Below are 17,144 nucleotides of genomic sequence, written 5' to 3'. Positions count from 1 at the left end.
GCACCCGCCGCTCGGCAGGCAAGGCCGCCGCCGATTGGCGGCGGCGCAGCAGTTTATGCCGGCAGTTGCACGGATTTCAGTTCGATAAACTCGTCCAGGCCAGCCTCGCCGAACTCGCGCCCGTTGCCGGAGCGCTTGTAGCCGCCGAAGGGGGCGTCGTAATTGAACTCGCCGCCGTTGACGAAGCAGAGCCCCGCCTCGATACGGCGCACCACCGGCATGGCGCTGTCGGCGTCCCTGGCCCAGACACCACTGGACAGGCCGTATTCGGTGTCGTTGGCGATGGCGATGGCCTCGTCCATGTCCTGGTACGGAATCAGGCAGGTGACCGGGCCGAAGATCTCCTCGCGGGCGATGGCCATATCATTGGTGACGTCGGCAAAGACGGTGGGCTTGACATAGAACCCTTTGTCCAGCCCCTCCGGCGTCTCGGCACCGCCACATACCAGACGCGCGCCCTCGGCCACACCTTTCTCGATATAGCCGCGCACTATGTCGCGCTGGCGGCTCGACGACAGCGGGCCCATAAATGCACTGGAGTCGGTACCCAGGGCCACTTCCTCGGCGACCTTCCTGGCGATTTCCACCGCCTCTGCGTAGCGCTCCGCCGGCACCAGCATGCGGGTCAGGGCGGTACAGGTCTGGCCGCTGTTGATAAAGACATCCTCACAGCCCCAGCGCACCGCCGCTTCCAGGTCGGCATCCGGGGTGATGATCAGCGGCGACTTGCCGCCGAGTTCCTGGGTGACACGCTTGACGGTCGGTGCGGCGGCCTTGGCCACTTCGACACCGGCGCGGGTGGAGCCGGTGAAGGACACCATATCGATATCCGGGTGCGCGGACAGCGCCGCGCCGACGATGGGGCCGGCGCCGGGCACCAGGTTGAAGACGCCGGTTGGCAGACCCGCGGAGGCGATGATCTCTGCCATCACATAATCCTGTAACGGCGTGATTTCCGACGGCTTGGCGACCATGGTGCAGCCGGCGGCCAGCGCCGGCGCTACCTTGCCGACGAACTGGTGCAGCGGGTAGTTCCACGGTGTGATAAAACCGCAGACGCCGATCGGCTCGCGGATCAGCAGCGAGTGGCCGACTTTTTCGGTCTTGTCCATCAGCGCGGTGCGCTCGGCGTAGTAGCGCATGGCATAGATGGGGCCGTCGATATGCAGCCACTTGGTGATGTGGGTCGGACAGCCCAGTGCCTGGGAAACTGCCTGGACCAGGTCTTCCTTGCGCTTTTCCATGCCGTCGGCGATGGCATTCAGGAAGGCGGCGCGCTCGGCGGCGCTGGTGGTGCGCCAGCTGCGGAACGCCTCTTTGGCGGCGGCGACCGCTTTGTCCACGTCTTCCGCGGATCCCTGCACCACATCGCAGATGGTTTCCTCGGTAGCTGGGTTGATCACCGCGTGCATGTCGCCGCCCTGGGAGTCCTGCCACTCGCCGTTGATAAACAGCTTGTCGGTTTTCAGTTTGCTGAAATCAGTCATAACGCAGTTCCGTTAGTCGCGCTTCAGGGCGCGGTTATTTCGATCAGGGTCGGTGTCTTTCTGTTCAGGGCCTCGGCCACCACTGCCGCCAATTGTTCCGGGCGCTCGATACGGCAGCCCTCGGCGCCGAAGGATTTGGCCAGCGCGACGAAGTCCGGCGTGCGCAGGTTGACGCCTTCCTGGGGTACTTCGGCATCGTCCATAAAGTCGCGAATCTCGCCGTAGCCGGCGTTGTTCCACACCAGGATTGGCAGCGGCAGCTGCTGTTCCACCGCAACAGCCAGCTCACCGAGGGTGAACATCAGGCCGCCGTCGCCGATCAGCGCCAGCACGTCGCGCTCACCGGCGAGGCAAGCGCCGACGGCGGCGGGCAGGGCAAAGCCCAGGGTGCCGTAGCCGGTGGTGCAGGTGATATGGCTGCGGGCGCTGTACAGGGGCAGGGCGTGGTTGGTGTTATAGGCCAGCTGGGTGGAGTCGGTTACCAGTATGCCGTCTTCCGGCAGTGCCGCGCGCAGCGCCTCGACCCAGGGAAAGCGCTCCTCGGAACCGCTCCACCACTCCTTGCGGCAATTCTGCACGAGTTGCTTCACTTCCCGTTCCGCCGCCTCGATCGCGGTCTGATCGCAGGGCGCCAGCGCGGCGTTCAGCTGCTGCAGGGTTTCGCCGGCATCGGCGCAGATGGCCAGATCCGGATTGGCGTTGCACACCAGTTGTGCCGGATCTATGTCGACGCGGATCACCTTGCCGTTAAACGCGTAATTGTCGCGCACCAGGTTGCGGTCGGTCTCCGCCAGTTCGGTGGCAACCGCCAATACCACGTCGGCGTTTTCCACCCGCTCGCGCACGCAGTCGAAGCTCAGGTTGGCGCCGCCACACAGCGGGTGGCGCTCATCGACGATACCCTTGGCCGCGAGGGACAGGAACACCGGCGCCGCGAGTTTCTCTGCGATCTGGCTGGCGTCGCGGCCACACGCCTGGGCGCCGCCGCCGAGCAGGATTACCGGGCGTTCGGCCTTCTGCAGCCAGTCGGCAGCTGTGGCGATCGCCGCGGCGCTGGCCGCAGGCGGCTGGGCCGCGGGGCTGGCGCGGTAGTCGTCCAGGCGACCCGGCATGGGCGCCGGAAAGAGATCGATAGGTATCTCGATATGCACAGGTCCCGGGCGGCTGGAAGAGAGCAGCTGGAAGGCGCGGGCGATGACTTCCGGCAGTTGTTCCGCCTGGGTCAGTGTGTGTTGCCAGATACAGAAGCCGCGGCTGACGTCGCTCTGGCGCGGCAGTTCGTGCAATCGCCCGCGGCCCATACCCAGGTCCTCGCGGCGGTTGACCGCGGAGATCACCAGCATCGGAATGGAATCCGAGTAGGCCTGGGCCATGGCGGTGGCGGCATTGGTCAGACCCGGCCCGGTGATCAGGAAACAGACACCGGGCTTGCCGCTGGCGCGGGCATAGCCGTCCGCCATAAAGGCGGCGCCCTGCTCGTGGCGCGGGGTAATGTGTTGCAGGTCGCTGCCGGGCAGGCCGCGATACAATTCGATGGTGTGAACTCCGGGAATACCGAATACTTTTTCCACCTGGTATTCACGCAGCAGGCGCATCAGCACCTGGGCACATGTGGGCGCAGAAGACATATCCGCTGTGTTCCTTGTTCTTGCAAAAGTGCAACGAGCCTAGCGGCCTGCCGGGAGGGGTGCAAGCGCCCGCAGAGTCTGCATTTGCCGACACAAAATCGCAGGATAATTGAGAAACGAGCGGGATCGCGAAAGGAAATTTGTGCGACAGTGAAGGATCGCAGGGCAATTGGGAAATAAGCGCTGACTAAGTACACTTATAACCTGATAGTCTGTGGGGGCATGCTGTACTCAACTGAATATCCTTCTCGAACGACAGGCGCAACTGTGCACCGCCGTCTCCCGGGAAGTCGCAAGAGCCGCGGTCGCAGAACCCCGATTCACTTTGGTCCGGCCAGTGCATGCCGGGCCGATAACTGCTGTAAAAACGAAGGAAGTTATGTAATGGAAATCGATCAATGGCGCCGGGAATACCTGCGCGGCGGTTTGCACCGCGCTGACCTGAAAGCAACGCCGGTGGAGCAATTCCGCCAGTGGCTGAGCGAGGCGGTGGAGGCGGAGCTCTCCGATCCCAGTTCCATGTGCCTGGCCACGGCGGATGCCAGCGGCCAGCCATCGCAGCGTATCGTGTTGCTAAAAGGCTTCGACGAGCGCGGCTTTGTCTTTTTTACCAATCTCGAGAGCCACAAGGCGCGGGACATTGCGTCCAACGCGAAGGTTTCCCTGTTGTTTCCGTGGCAGTCGCTCGAGCGCCAGGTCATTGTGTACGGGCAGGCGGTACAGGTTGAGCGGGATGAGGCGCAGGCCTATTTCCGCACCCGTCCCCGTGACAGCCAGCTGGCGGCCTGGGCTTCACACCAGAGCGATCCAATACAAAACCGCGAGCAGTTGCAGCAGCAGTTCGACGCGGTGAAATCCCAGTACGGCGAGAACGAGATTCCGCTGCCGGAATTCTGGGGTGGCTACCGCGTACTGCCGAATGCGGTGGAGTTCTGGCAGGGCGGCGCCAACCGTCTGCACGATCGTTTTATCTACCGCGCCGAAGAAGCGGGCCAGTGGAGTGTGGAGCGACTGTCTCCATAAGAAACGCGTACGGTGATCGCACAGCCCGCGAGAGCGGGCTGATTTGTTTGTGGGCGACGGTGAGGAGGACTGGCTGATGATCGATCGACAGGGTGTGGCTGCCGACTGGTCCAAGCGGGGATTTGGCTGTGACCTGTGGGTGGATCCCCCCGGTCAGTGCTGGGAGGATTTCGTGCACCGGCAGGACGAACTGCTGATGCTGGTGGAGGGCGAGCTGGAAGTGGAGATCGACGGGCGCCAGTGCCGGCCGGCCATCGGTGAGGAGCTCTTTATTCCCGCCGGTGCCCATCACTCGGTACGCAATATCGGCAATGTGACCGCGTATTGGTTATACGGTTACAAGGGCTAATAGAATAAGCCGCAACCAATAACCAAAAAATAAAATTTTTTTGAATAGGGGAGACCATGGCCGTTATCGGTATCGATCTGGGCACGACCAACAGTGCCTGCGGGGTGCTGTCCGGGGAGGGCGTGCGCCTGATTCCCAATCGCCTGGGCGAGGTGCTGACTCCTTCGGTGGTCGGTCTCGACGATGCCGGTAAACTGGTCGTCGGCAAAACCGCCAAGGAGCGGCTGATCAACCACAGCGACCGCACCGTTGCCGCGTTCAAGCGATTGATGGGTACCGATCACAAGGTCAAGCTGGGCAAGCAACTGTTCAGTGCCACCGAATTGTCCGCTCTGGTACTGCGCTCACTCAAGGAGGATGCGGAGACCTACCTGGGCGAAGAGGTTACCGAGGCGGTGATCAGCGTGCCCGCCTATTTCAATGACAACCAGCGCCACGCCACCAAGCTCGCCGGCGAGCTGGCTGGACTGAAGGTCGAGCGACTCATCAACGAGCCCACCGCGGCGGCCATCGCCTACGGTCTGCACGACAAGCGCGAGGGCAATTTCCTGATCCTGGATATGGGCGGCGGCACATTCGATGTCTCCATCCTCGAGTTCTTCGACGGCGTGATGGAAGTGCACGCCAGCGCCGGCGACAATTTTCTCGGTGGGGAGGACTTTGTCGAGGCGATGATCGACAGCGCACTCGGCGAGCTCCAGGTCAACAAGAATTCGCTCTCGCCGCGCCAGCTGCAGAACCTGTATATGCAGATGGAGAGTGCCAAGCGCCGTATCAGTCAGCAGCCGGAACAAGTTCTCGCGCTGGAGGTCGGCCGGGAGAAAATCGAGTGGACCGCAACTGCGGAGTGGTTCGAAAAACTCAGCACACCGCTGTTGCTGCGTGCCAAGCGGCCGATTGAGCGCGCCATGCGCGATGCCGACCTGCCGCCGCAGAAAATCGACGAGGTGGTGCTGGTGGGCGGCTCCACCCGCATGGCGCTGTTCCGCTCGATGGTCGGGCGCATGTTCGGCCGGCTGCCGTCCTGTCACCTGGATCCGGACACGGTCGTCGCCATGGGCGCCGCCATCCAGGCCGGACTCAAGTCCAGAAATGCGGCGCTGGAAGATATCGTGCTGACGGATGTCTGCCCCTATACGCTCGGTACCGGGGTCATCAATGAAGACAGCCCGGATCAGGGCGAGTACTTCATGCCGATTATCGAACGCAATACCGTGGTGCCGATCAGCGTGGTGCGCCGGGTGTGGACCGCGCACGACAAGCAGGCCGAAGTTCGAATCGATGTTTACCAGGGGGAAAACCGCCTGGTAAAGAAGAATGTCTATCTCGGTGAGATGAGTGTTGCGGTCCCCAAGGGGGCGAGGGGCGAGGAGTCGGTGGACATCCGCTACAGCTACGACATGAATGGTTTGCTGGAGGTGGATGTCACTGTGGTCTCCACCGGCAAGACCTTCAACAAACTGATCGAGTTCACTCCGGGCGCGCTCAGTGACGAGGAGAAAGCCAGCTCGCTGGAAAAGCTGGCCAAACTCAAATTTCACCCCCGCGAGGACGAGGAAAACCGGGCATTGGTCGCCCGCGGCGAGCGTCTGTATGAGTCCAGCCTCGGCGAACAGCGCGACTATATCGCCAAGTTGCTCGGCAACTTCGACCGGATTCTGGACGGGCAGAACCCCGCGGAAATCAAAAAGGCCAGGGCCAAATTACAGGAGATCCTCGACCGCTTCGACGGTGAGGACTGGATCTGATGAATCCCTGGGCGATTCTCGGCATCGAGCCCTGTGACGATGCGCGGGCGGTAAAGCGCGCCTACGCGAAGCAGCTGAAGCTGACCCGTCCGGATGAAAAGCCGCAGGAATTCCAGCAGCTGCACGCCGCCTACAAGCAGGCGCTGAACATCGCGCAAAAACGTTCTGCGACGGAAGGGAGCTCTCACACAGCGCAGCCAGTTGAGAGCCCTCAGCCAGATGTGAGCCCTCAGCCAGGTGTGAGCCCTCAGTCAATTGAGAGCCCTCAGCCAATTGAGAGCCTTCTGCGAGATGAGAGCCCTCAGCCAATTGAGAACCCTCTGCCAGAGCGCAATGCGCCGGCCGAACCTGCCGGACCAGTCGAGGCCTCCGCTCTCGGTACTGAAGAAATTCCGGATTCCACTACCGTGGCTGTTGAAATCCTGCCAGAGTCCAGCGAGGACCAGGGAGCTGAGCAAGCGCAACTGCAGCGCGCTGCCGCGGAAGCGGAGCGCCAGAAACGTATCGACGAGTATCAGCGGGTGTTGCGGCAGGTCGAACTGGCGTTGCAGAACGATCGCTTGATTGGCATGGAGAAAACCTGGCACTTCCTCGCCGAGTCACCCTACATCCTCGAAGACGAATACAACTGGAACCTGGGGCTGGGGGTGTTCGACCGTTTTGCGCGCTACAACCAGCAGGCGCCGGAAAAAGGGCGCAGGGGTAAGTACCGCCCCCAGGTTACCGCCAATATCCTGAATTATTGCGACCACCTGTTCGACTGGTCCGGCAATCGCGCCTACATCAGCCGGGAAATGGACGAGGGGCTGGCCGATGCCATTTTTACGGCCCTGCAAGAGCCGGAGTCCGGGGCAGATCCTTTGCAGGGGGTTCGCGGCGGGCGCGAGCTGGTCAAACAAAAGGACCGCGTTCCGGAAGAGAGCCTGGATCAGTATTATTTTGGCCACCTGCTGGCCCGCGCATTCGCGGTGCTGCTGGATCTGTTCCTGATCTACGTGACCGTCGGCCTCGCCACCTCCGTGATAATGATGAAGGCGATGGGAAAGTCCGAGGCGGACGCCAATGTTACCGCGCTGGCGCTCGCCATTTTGGGTTATCTGCTGATGGCGTGGCTGGTGGAGAGCTCGCCGTTACAGGCTACCCCCGGCAAGTACCTGCTGGGTTACCGGGTGACCAACCGCGAGTTCAGGCGTATCGGCTACCTGCACGGTTTCTGGAGGATGGTCAGTTTCCTGTTGACCTTGCCGCTGTTCAAGGTGGGCTGGCTTATCAACTGCTTTCTCGGTGGTCGCCTGATGCACGATCGCCTGAGCCGCAGTTATGTGATCAATTTTCGCAAGAGCCGCGAGGAATACTTGCGCAATCTGAATAGCTGATTCCCCGTGAAATGCACCTTCGGTATGCACCTTAAAGGTGCATAAAAAATGACCGATGAGTATGCGTCTGAGGCCATGGCGACAATATGCTCCCTAACCGGACTATCCGCGCTATTTATACGAATATTCATGATAAATTGACTTCCGCCGACTTTGGTGACCCTGTAATCTTCTAGCGTCACTTGTGTCACATGATATACGTGATGCTGTATCAGCGCGGTCTTAGGGTCGGGGCTCCTAATTACAACAATACCAGTGGAGCCATGCGGTACCGATTGCTGTAGGCCCGTTGCTGAAGATAAAAAAAATAAGGCAATGGAGAGAGAAAGATGGGACGTCCGTTCAATTCCAAATACCATTCTGCATTAGTATCCGCCTGTTCCGTTACCGCCCTGTGGCTCGCCAGCGGCATGCCTGCCGCTCACGCGGCCGAGGGTGCGGTCGGTACCATTATGGAAGAGGTGGAAGTCACCGCGCGCAAGCGCGCTGATGCGGAGAAACTACAAGAAGTGCCGGTGGCGGCCACCGCCTATTCCGGTGACCAGCTGGAGGCGCTGCAGACCCGCGATCTGCAGAGTCTGTCCTTTAAAATGCCCAATGTGCAGCTCGATGATGTCGGTACCGTAAAAAATACCGCCAACTTCACCGTGCGCGGCTTGGGTGTAAACAGCTCAATTCCGTCCATCGACCCGACTGTAGGGGTGTTTGTCGATGGTATGTATATGGGCATCAATGCGGGGGTCGTCACCGATATGTTCGACCTCGAGGGAATCGAGGTCTTGCGCGGCCCGCAGGGGCTGCTGTTCGGCCGCAATGTGACCGGCGGTGCCGTGGTGATCAAGACCGCGCGCCCCACTGACGAGTTTTCCAGCAAGTTCAAGCTGTCCACCACCGACAATCTGGATACCGTCGCGGCCGCCAGTATCAATGGCGCCATTTCCGATCGCGTGAACGGTCGCATGACCGTTTATTACAACGACGATCAGGGCTGGTTCGAGAACGTCTATACCGGCAATGACGAGGCCGGTGCGTCCGATACCTGGTTTATCCGCCCGAGCTTCAGTGTCGACCTGAGCGAATCTGCCGAGCTGCTGGTGCGCATGGAGCACGGCCGTATGGATTCCGCCGGGGTGGTCGCCCAGAACCGTGGTTCACTGGCGACCAATTTTCCGCTGTACCCGCTGTTCGGTGTAGATGTGTCCGGCTGGGATAACAGCGATGACTCCTTCGAGGTGGCCCAGAACGAAGAGGGTTACCAGGAGGACGAGTGGACCCAGGCGATCGCTGAGTACAACCAGGACGTCGCCTTCGGCAACGGCACTATCACCAATATCCTCGCCTGGCGTGAATTCGCTGCCGACGGCATCGGCGATATCGACTCCCTGCCGATTACCGCCTTCCACGCGAGTACCCGCGTCGACCAGAGTCAGCTCAGCAACGAGCTGCGCTATGCCGGCCGCTTCGGTGCCACCTCACTGACCACCGGTGTCTACTGGTTCAGTCAGGATCTCGAGTACTACGAAAACCGCTTGCTGCCCCTTTCCGGTCCGCCCGGTTCCGGTGGCTTTGACTGGACGGGCGGTGGTATCCAGGATCACGAGGCTATGGGCGTATTTGCCCAGGCGGACGTCGACCTGAACGAGTCCTGGGTGCTGACACTTGGTGGCCGTTACTCCACCGAAGAGAAGGACGCCAAGATCGCCACCATCCCGGTCAACCTGTGTTCTCTGGATGGCTGTGCCGCTTACGACTTTGAGGACAGCGAGTCCTGGAGTGCCTTTACGCCGAAGGTCGGGCTGCAGTGGAACCTGGCCGACAATGCGCAGATCTACAGCTTCTGGACCAAGGGGTTCCGCAGCGGTGGTTACAACATGCGCAACACCGGCCCGGGCGAACTGCCGGGACCGACCGATCAGGAAGAGCAGACCAGTTTCGAGATCGGCGGCAAGGCGGAGTGGTTTGACGGCCGTCTGCGTACCAACATGGCGCTGTTCCACAACACCATCGATGATATGCAGCGCGAGGAAAACCTGAGCAACCCGGTTGTGGGTGTTGTACAGATTATCCGCAACACCGCCGATGCGACGATTAACGGTGCCGAGTTCGAAGCAATGGCGGCGGCCACCGACAACCTGCTGTTTACCTTCAATGTCGGCTACGTCGACGGAGACTATGACAAAGTCAAAGGTGATATCAGCGGCGATGGGGTGGTCAACGACATCGACCTGGGGCTGGATATTCCGCGCCTGGCGCCCTGGACCTACGGTATCGGCATGGTCCACGACCTGCAGCTGGGTACCCTGGGCACGCTGACATCGCGCTTTAATTTCAACCACCGCGATGCAGCGCCATATACCGATAACAACCTCGGAATGCTGTCGGCGGCGGATATGCTCGATATCAGCTTCGGCTTTACGCCGGATTCCGGCAACTACCGCCTGGCGCTGTTCGGCAAGAACATGCTGGACGAGGTTACCGAGGGCAACAACACGCAGTTGCCAGCGACCCTTGGTGGTTTGGGGGCCAGCTTTACCCCTCTCAACAAGGGCCGAATTGTCGGCGTCGAGTTGAGCTACGATCTCTAAGCGGACCTAGAGCGAAAGCCCGGCATTGCCGGGCTTTTTTGTTTGTGCACAAGTATTGAGTGGCCTGGCCGTCGACTCACGGGCTTCGCCGCTTTGGCCTGCGGCTAGCTTCACGATCGCGTTTAACAATACCTGCGCGCCGGCTGCGACCTGTTCCGGTGTCGAGTGCTCCGCTTCGTTGTGACTCAATCCGTCCCGACAGGGAATAAAGATCATTGAGGTGGCAACGCGACTCGCTACATTGCAGGCGTCGTGCCCCGCGCCGGAAACTATTTCGCGGAAGCCGTAGCCGCAATTGCGCGTAGCGTGGCGCACGGCGTCGATACATCGGCTATTGAATTCAACCCCGGGTGCACGCCAGAAACAGTGGCTGTCCATCGGCAGGCCCTGTTCTGCGCCAACTTCGTCAACTATCCGTTCAAACTCCTGCACCATGGCCCGATACTGGTGGCCATCCGGGTGGCGGATATCCGCGGTGAACGTCAGCAGCCCGGGAACCGTATTGCTGGAGCCCGGTTCGGTGGTGATGATACCGATGGTCAGGCGGGCGTCGTCGCCGAACTGTTCACTCATGCGATACAGGCGCGGTAGGATTTCTGCGAGGGCGCGACTGGGGTCGCGCCGCAGGTTCATCGGTGTGGGGCCGGCGTGCGCCTCGACGCCGCGAATTACTACCCGGTGGCGACTCATATGCTGGACCCCGGTGACTACGCCGATTTCCAGCCCCTCTCTCTCCAGCACCGGGCCCTGTTCGATATGGGCCTCGATCGCGGCCAGCACCCGCAGTGGGCTCAGGCCGTCGTCTCCCAACTGCTGCAGACGCTCCAGCTCCTGCCGGACGGTCACCCCGTCACTGTCGGTGAGGTTGTAGGCTTCTTCTAAGGCCATATTTCCGGACCAGACGGCGGAACCCATCATCGCCGTGTCGAAGCGGCAGCCCTCTTCGTTGGTCCAGGCCACCACCGCGATGGGGTGCTCGGTCTGTATGCGCGCATCGTTCAGTGACTCGATAACCTCGAGGCCGGCGAGCACGCCGAACACACCATCGAACTTGCCGCCGGTGGGCTGGGTATCCAGGTGGCTGCCGGTCAGTACTACCGGTGCATCCGCCCGCGTGCCGGGGCGAACCGCAAACAGGTTACCGATCGCGTCGCGGCGGATCTCGCAACCCGCCGCCTTGCACCAGTCCGCAAACAGCTTTCGCCCGGCGGCGTCCTCGTCGGTCAGCGCCTGGCGGTTGCAGCCGCCTTTGCTGGTGGCCCCGATTGCCCCCATGTCCATCAACCGTTGCCACAGGCGCTCGGCATTGATCGAAAGTGGTTTATCCATTGGAGTTTGCCTCCAGCGAATCGCGGCGCAGGGGCTGACACATGCAGTGAATGCCGCCGCCGACCATGGTGATGGCCGAGACATCGGGGTCGTAGACCTTGAAGCCGAGCCCGCGGCAGCGATCGGCCAGGAAGTTGCTCTGTTTCGGCAGCAGCACCCGGTCCTGCCCGAGGGAGACCACATTGATACCCAGCTGGCCGATATAGCCGAACGGGACATCGACTATCTCGATATTCAGTTCGCGGAACCAGTCCTGTACTTCCCTGTTCACCACGTCGCGGCACAGAGCCACGGTGCTGTCGTTGAGCATGGCGATGGTGCAGTCGGCGTGCACGAAGTAGGGGTCGAACTCGTACAGGCAGACCTGCCAGCCCTCGGCCTCGAACCAGCGCTTGATCTGCTCGGCACCCTGGGCCTGACTGCGCTCGTTACTGTAGCCGAGCAGCAGATAGCCGGGTTTGATCATCATGAAATCGCCGCCCTCGTAGTAGCCGGCGGTTACCTTGTCGAAGATCGGCAGGTCGTTCTGATAGCAGAAATCCATCACCGGGCCGTATTCGCCGGTGCGCCACCACTGGGCCATGCGGCCGATCAGCATGCCCCAGGGGGTCATAAAACTGCCGTCGCGGGCCCACAGCTGCAGGGGCAGATCCGGATCCGCGGGCGTGATATGTACCTTGACACCGGCGTCTTCGAAGCAGTCCAGCACGCCCTGGTACTGGGCGCGAGCCAGGGGCACATCCAGCTGTATGCCGGCGTTGATCAGTTTTCTGTTCATCGAGTTGGTGGGCAGAATGCGGGTCAGGTTGTCCACCGGGCCGACCAATACGTCGCGCAGAGTGCCCGTCTCCGAGTCGGCGCCCCAGTAGTTCAGTTTGGGGGTGCCGCCCTCGCGGCGGCTGCGCATGGAAAAAACATCGTTAGCCATGATCCGCTCCTAACGGTGATGGGAGTTAATTGCGGCTGACGTTACCGGATTAAAAATATCACCGAAATCGATAATTCCTTGCTAGGATTGTGAGTAAAACTCACAGGAGGGGAAGGCCGTGCTCTCGCGACGCACTTTGCCACTGAATGCACTCAAGGCTTTCGAGGCCGCAGGCCGGCACCTGCATATGGGGCGGGCCGCCGAGGAACTGGGCGTGACGCACGGCGCCATCAGCCACCAGGTGCGCGCGCTGGAGCAGCAGCTGGGCGTTGCTCTGTTCGATCGCACCGGCAAAACCCTGAGTCTTACCACCAGCGGACGCAAGCTGTTGCGCGCGGTAACCGAGGCGCTGGATGTGATGATCACCGGTGCGGAAAACCTGGAGCCGGATACCGATGTCGCGCCGCTGCTGGTGGGCTGTACGCCGGCGCTGGCCGCCAACTGGCTGTCCCGGGCGATCGGCGACTTCTGCAAGGACTTTCCCGAGCTGACGGTGCATTTCCGCCCACTGGCGCCGGGAGTGCTGCGCCTGCCTACGGATATCGATGTCGCGCTGTGTTATGGCAAGCCCACCTCTGGATTTCATCACTGCGACCAGCTGGTGGAGGATCACTTTTTCCCTGTGGCGCACCCGTCGCTGGTGCACGGCGCAGGGCCGCTGCGCAGTCCGAATGATCTTCAGCAGTTTCGTCCCCTGCACGACGACAGCGGCAGCTGGGATACCTGGAACAGGAAATACGGCACCAGGAGCGCGGTTAAGGCACTGCACTTTTTCGACAGCTCCCACGCGCTGCAGGCGGCCCGTGCCGGCCTCGGTGTCGCGCTGGCGGGTGCGATTGAAGTGGCGCACGACCTGCGCAACGGCTCCCTGGTGCGCCTGCTAAAAGACCAGGTGACGGCGCCGCAGGCCTATTATCTGGCCGAGGTGCAAGCGCCGGCCCCGGGGAACCGCGTGGCGGAGTTCTGCCAGTGGATCGGCGGTGTGCTGTCCAGAGAAACCGCCTGATAGCGCCCGCGCGCTCACAGATGGGTGAATATAACTCACTGTAAATGTGATATTTGGTCGATTTTGGTGAATAAAATATCTGGATATGCTGCCCAGCATTCAGCCTGGCTATTGGCCGGCGAGGTAGTTGGAGGCAACCATGACCCAAAAGGCACCAAGCGTTTCACATCGGGAGATTTCCGCATTTGTGCGAAGCCAGTATGGACTGGAGTTGCAGCACATCAGTGAGCTGGGCGGTTATGTGGATCAGAATCTGCTGCTGATCGACAGCGACGGCAACCGCTACACCTGCAAGGTTCACGACCGGAGTGAACACCCGGCGGTGCTCGGGATGCAGAACTCGGTCATGCAGCGAGTGGGGGAGGCCGTCGATACCTGCCTGTTCCCCCGGCCGGTGCGCGACGGGGCAGGGGACTGGATCAGCACCCTGCAATCCGCCAACGGTCAGTCCTACCTGGTGCGCCTGCTCACCTATGTGCCCGGCCGCCTGCTCAAGGAGGTGAATCCCGTTTCCGACCGGCTGCTCGAGCAGGTGGGGCAGACCCTCGGGCTTATGGACATGGCGCTGGAGGGATATTACGAGCCGGCCGCCAATCGCCCGGATATTCCCTGGGACCTGAAAAACGCGCTGGCCAGCAAGCCGCTGTGTGCGGCGATCGCCGATCCCTACCGGCGCCGCCTGGCCGAGTATTTCCTGCTGCAATTCGAAAGCGAAGTGCTGCCCGAGCTGGTGCAGCTGCGCAAGAGTGTCGTGCACAACGACGCGCACCGCTACAGCATCCTGGTCGATGAAACCGCCGACGAGCTGGCCGGCATTTTTGATTTTGGCGATACCGTTTACACCTACACGGTGACCAATATCGCGATTTGTCTATCCGACCTGATGCTGACCGGGGAAGATCCGATCGCCGTGGCGCGGGTGCTGGTGGCGGCCTACCACCGGGAATTCCCGCTGACCGAACGTGAGATAACACTTATCTATCACCTGGTCTGCACCCGCCTGACGATCTACGGTTGCAAGGCCGCGGAGGCGCTGATTGCCCAGCCGGACAACCAGCACGCGCAGTTGAAAGCGGAAGAAGTCTGGAACCTGCTGGACCGGCTTCTGGCGACGAATCCACTGGCGCTGACGAACGCGCTGCTGGAGGCGTGCGGATTTACCGTCGCCGCACCCGACCGGGAGGTACAGCAGAAGCTGCGCGACCGGCATATGGGCAAATCCCTCGGCTTGCACTACCGCGAACCCCTGCACCTGACCCAAGGTGCGCTGCAGTACCTGTACAGCGCCGAGGGAGATGCCTACCTGGATTGCGTCAACAATGTCTGCCAGTGGGGGCACTGTCACCCCCGTATCGCCGGGGCCATCCGCAAACAGGTGGCGACACTGAATACCAACTCCCGCTACCTGTACGAGCAGTTGCCGCAATACGCGCAGCAATTAGCCGACTGCTTCCCGGAGCCGTTGTCGGTGTGTTTTCTGGTCAACTCCGGCAGTGAGGCCAACGACCTGGCGATGCGCATGGCCAAGGCCTACACCGGGCATACGGAGATGTTGGTGATCGACAAGGCCTACCACGGCAACTCCAGCGTCTGTACCGATATCAGCCCGCACCGTATCGACCGCCCGGGCCGGCCCGGACTGCCCGGATATGTGCACAAGACGCTCACCCCGGACACCCTGCGCGGTCCCTACAAACGGGACGACCCGGAAGCCGGATACAAGTACGCGGCCGATGTGCAGCGGATTATCGAAGAGCTCGAGGCGGACGGCCGCGGTGTGGCCGCTTTTTACGCGGAATCGCAGATTGGCACCGGCGGCCAGATAGTTCTGCCCGAGGGATACCTGAATACTGTTTACGAGCATGTGCGCGCCGCCGGCGGTGTTTGTGTCGCGGACGAAGTGCAGCTCGGTTTCGGCCGCGTCGGCGATCACTTGTGGTGTTTTGAAACCCAGGGCGTGGTGCCGGATATCGTCACCCTCGGCAAGCCCATCGGCAATGGTCACCCGTTGGGCGCCGTGATCACTACGCCCGAGATAGCGGCGGCGTTCAATAACGGCGTGCCCTATTTCAATACGTTTGGCGGCAATCCGGTGTCCTGCGCCGCGGGCCTCGCGGTGCTGGATGTACTGAAGGACGAGGAAGTCATGGCCAACTGCCGCACGCGCGGTGCAGAACTGATGGACGGCCTGCTGCAACTCGCGCAGACCTACGGGTGCATTGCCGATGTGCGCGGCCAGGGACTGTATATCGGTGTGGAGCTGGTACAGGACCGCAGTACCATGGCACCGGCAGCCGCGTTGGCCGAGGCCGTGGTGGAGATGATGAAGGAGCAGGGCATTCTGCTGAACACCAACGGCTACGACAACAACATTATAAAAATCAAACCGCCGCTGATTATCTCGGCGCAAAATGTGCAGCGTATTGTGCGCACTTTGGATCGCGTGCTGGCGGCGCTGGCATGATGTGCGTGGGTGCGCGAGAATCTCGCATTGGCGAAACCAAACGCAGGGATTTGAACAATGCGCTATATCGATTTGCCCGAACACGGCGGGCCGGAAGTCATGCAGTTGGCGGAGCGGGAAAAACCGCAACCCGCTGCCGGCGAGGTGCTGATTAAAGTCGCTGCTGCCGGCGTCAACCGCCCGGATATAGTGCAGCGGATGGGGTATTACCCGCCGCCCCCCGGTGCGTCGCCAATTATGGGACTGGAAGTGGCCGGTGAGATCGTCGCGGTTGGCGACGGTGTCGAGCGCTGGAAGGAGGGTGACACGGTCTGTGCTCTGGCAAATGGCGGCGGCTACGCGGAATACGTTGCGGTGCCGGCGAGTCAGTGTCTGCCGGTACCGAAGGGCCTGTCGCTCGTTGAGGCCGCGGCGTTGCCGGAGACCTTCTTTACCGTGTGGAGCAATGTCTTTGACCGCGCGGGGTTGAAAGCTGGCGAGATATTATTGGTGCACGGCGGCTCCTCCGGTATCGGTACCACCGCGATTCAATTGGCACACAATTTCGGCGTGCGGGTGTTTGCCACTGCCGGCTCCGCCGAAAAGTGTGCGGCCTGCGAAGCGCTGGGCGCGGAAAAGGCCATCAACTACAAGACCGAAGATTATGTCGAAGTCGTGCGCGAGGCCACAGGCGGTCACGGTGCCGACGTGATCCTGGATATGGTGGGGGGCGACTATATCGATCGCAATATACAGGTTGCGGCCAAGGACGGACGCATCGTCAATATCGCCTACCTGCAGGGCGCCAGTGTGCAGGTGAATATGTTGCCGGTCATGCTGAAGCGCCTGACCCTTACCGGCTCCACCCTGAGACCGCAGTCGCTACAGGTGAAGGCGGCGATAGCCAATGCCCTGGAAGAAAAAGTATGGCCGTTGATTGCCGAGGGCAAGATTCGCCCGCACATTGCCGCCACTTTTCCGCTGGAAAACGTTGCCGACGCGCACCGGCTGATGGAGTCCAGTAACCATATCGGCAAGATTGTATTGAACCTGTCGTAGGAAGCTGGGGAGTGGTGCGCGAATCGGTCGTGGTGACCTCGCCCGAAGCCGCACCGGCACAGGCCTTTTACAGGTTGCTGATATTGCGATCAGGCATACCTGTCTCCGGTAGCGCTGTCAGGCTAAATGGTAATGAGGCCTTCGGATGGCGCCTCTGGGCCCGGCCGCTAATCTTGTCCGCTT

General features: G+C 61.3%; 12 protein-coding genes. 8 read left to right on the top strand and 4 right to left on the bottom strand.

Translation table 11 applies throughout. The annotated features are described in order from the left end of the window. Window positions 1-53: 53 nt before the first annotated feature. Together BUC36_RS04155 and BUC36_RS04150 are read right to left on the bottom strand one after the other, a co-directional pair. Window positions 54-1,487: an aldehyde dehydrogenase family protein gene (locus BUC36_RS04155; RefSeq protein WP_073271840.1), complete on the bottom strand. Its 1,434-nt coding sequence runs from the start codon at window positions 1,485-1,487 to the stop codon at window positions 54-56. 23 nt (window positions 1,488-1,510) lie between these two features. Then, the gene (locus tag BUC36_RS04150) at window positions 1,511-3,115 is read right to left on the bottom strand and encodes a 5-guanidino-2-oxopentanoate decarboxylase (protein ID WP_073271836.1); all 1,605 of its coding nucleotides are present in this window, start codon (window positions 3,113-3,115) and stop codon (window positions 1,511-1,513) included. Window positions 3,116-3,499: 384 nt separating this feature from the next. Between BUC36_RS04150 and pdxH the strand changes: the two genes are divergently transcribed. The 5 genes from pdxH to BUC36_RS04125 all read left to right on the top strand — a co-directional run bounded on the left by pdxH (window position 3,500) and on the right by BUC36_RS04125 (window position 10,196). Continuing rightward, window positions 3,500-4,138, top strand: coding sequence for a pyridoxamine 5'-phosphate oxidase (pdxH, locus tag BUC36_RS04145; RefSeq protein WP_073271833.1), 639 nt, complete (start codon window positions 3,500-3,502; stop codon window positions 4,136-4,138). A gap of 76 nt (window positions 4,139-4,214) precedes the next feature. Continuing rightward, the gene (locus BUC36_RS04140) at window positions 4,215-4,487 is read left to right on the top strand and encodes a cupin domain-containing protein (protein WP_084535825.1); all 273 of its coding nucleotides are present in this window, start codon (window positions 4,215-4,217) and stop codon (window positions 4,485-4,487) included. Window positions 4,488-4,543: 56 nt separating this feature from the next. Then, window positions 4,544-6,235 (top strand): molecular chaperone HscC, encoded by a 1,692-nt coding sequence (locus BUC36_RS04135; protein WP_073271830.1) that lies wholly within the window; start codon window positions 4,544-4,546, stop codon window positions 6,233-6,235. After that, complete coding sequence (locus BUC36_RS04130; RefSeq protein ID WP_073271828.1) at window positions 6,235-7,611, top strand: RDD family protein; 1,377 nt, start codon at window positions 6,235-6,237, stop codon at window positions 7,609-7,611. Before BUC36_RS04135 ends, BUC36_RS04130 begins: the two co-directional genes overlap by 1 nt. 329 nt (window positions 7,612-7,940) lie before the next feature. After that, the gene (locus BUC36_RS04125; RefSeq protein ID WP_073271824.1) at window positions 7,941-10,196 is read left to right on the top strand and encodes a TonB-dependent receptor; all 2,256 of its coding nucleotides are present in this window, start codon (window positions 7,941-7,943) and stop codon (window positions 10,194-10,196) included. 6 nt (window positions 10,197-10,202) lie between these two features. Here the strand turns inward: BUC36_RS04125 and BUC36_RS04120 are convergent, their stop codons facing one another. Together BUC36_RS04120 and BUC36_RS04115 are read right to left on the bottom strand one after the other, a co-directional pair. Then, window positions 10,203-11,525: a Zn-dependent hydrolase gene (locus tag BUC36_RS04120; protein ID WP_073271818.1), complete on the bottom strand. Its 1,323-nt coding sequence runs from the start codon at window positions 11,523-11,525 to the stop codon at window positions 10,203-10,205. Next, on the bottom strand, window positions 11,518-12,453 hold the full coding sequence (locus BUC36_RS04115) for a dimethylarginine dimethylaminohydrolase family protein (protein WP_073271815.1): 936 nt from the start codon (window positions 12,451-12,453) through the stop codon (window positions 11,518-11,520). Before BUC36_RS04115 ends, BUC36_RS04120 begins: the two co-directional genes overlap by 8 nt. A gap of 118 nt (window positions 12,454-12,571) precedes the next feature. On the opposite strand from BUC36_RS04115, the gene BUC36_RS04110 reads away from it, so the two are divergent. From BUC36_RS04110 to BUC36_RS04100, 3 genes are all read left to right on the top strand, one after another. Further along, complete coding sequence (locus BUC36_RS04110; RefSeq protein ID WP_143186875.1) at window positions 12,572-13,459, top strand: LysR substrate-binding domain-containing protein; 888 nt, start codon at window positions 12,572-12,574, stop codon at window positions 13,457-13,459. Window positions 13,460-13,646: 187 nt separating this feature from the next. Beyond that, entirely contained in the window at window positions 13,647-15,923 is a 2,277-nt protein-coding gene (locus BUC36_RS04105) for an aminotransferase class III-fold pyridoxal phosphate-dependent enzyme (RefSeq protein ID WP_159435975.1), read from the top strand. Window positions 15,924-15,980: 57 nt separating this feature from the next. Then, window positions 15,981-16,961: an NAD(P)H-quinone oxidoreductase gene (locus BUC36_RS04100; RefSeq protein ID WP_073271807.1), complete on the top strand. Its 981-nt coding sequence runs from the start codon at window positions 15,981-15,983 to the stop codon at window positions 16,959-16,961. Window positions 16,962-17,144 lie beyond the last annotated feature (183 nt).

It is taken from the genome of Microbulbifer donghaiensis (genome assembly GCF_900129095.1).
Taxonomy (GTDB): Bacteria; Pseudomonadota; Gammaproteobacteria; order Pseudomonadales; family Cellvibrionaceae; genus Microbulbifer; species Microbulbifer donghaiensis.
This window is presented reverse-complemented; position numbering and strand designations above follow the sequence as displayed.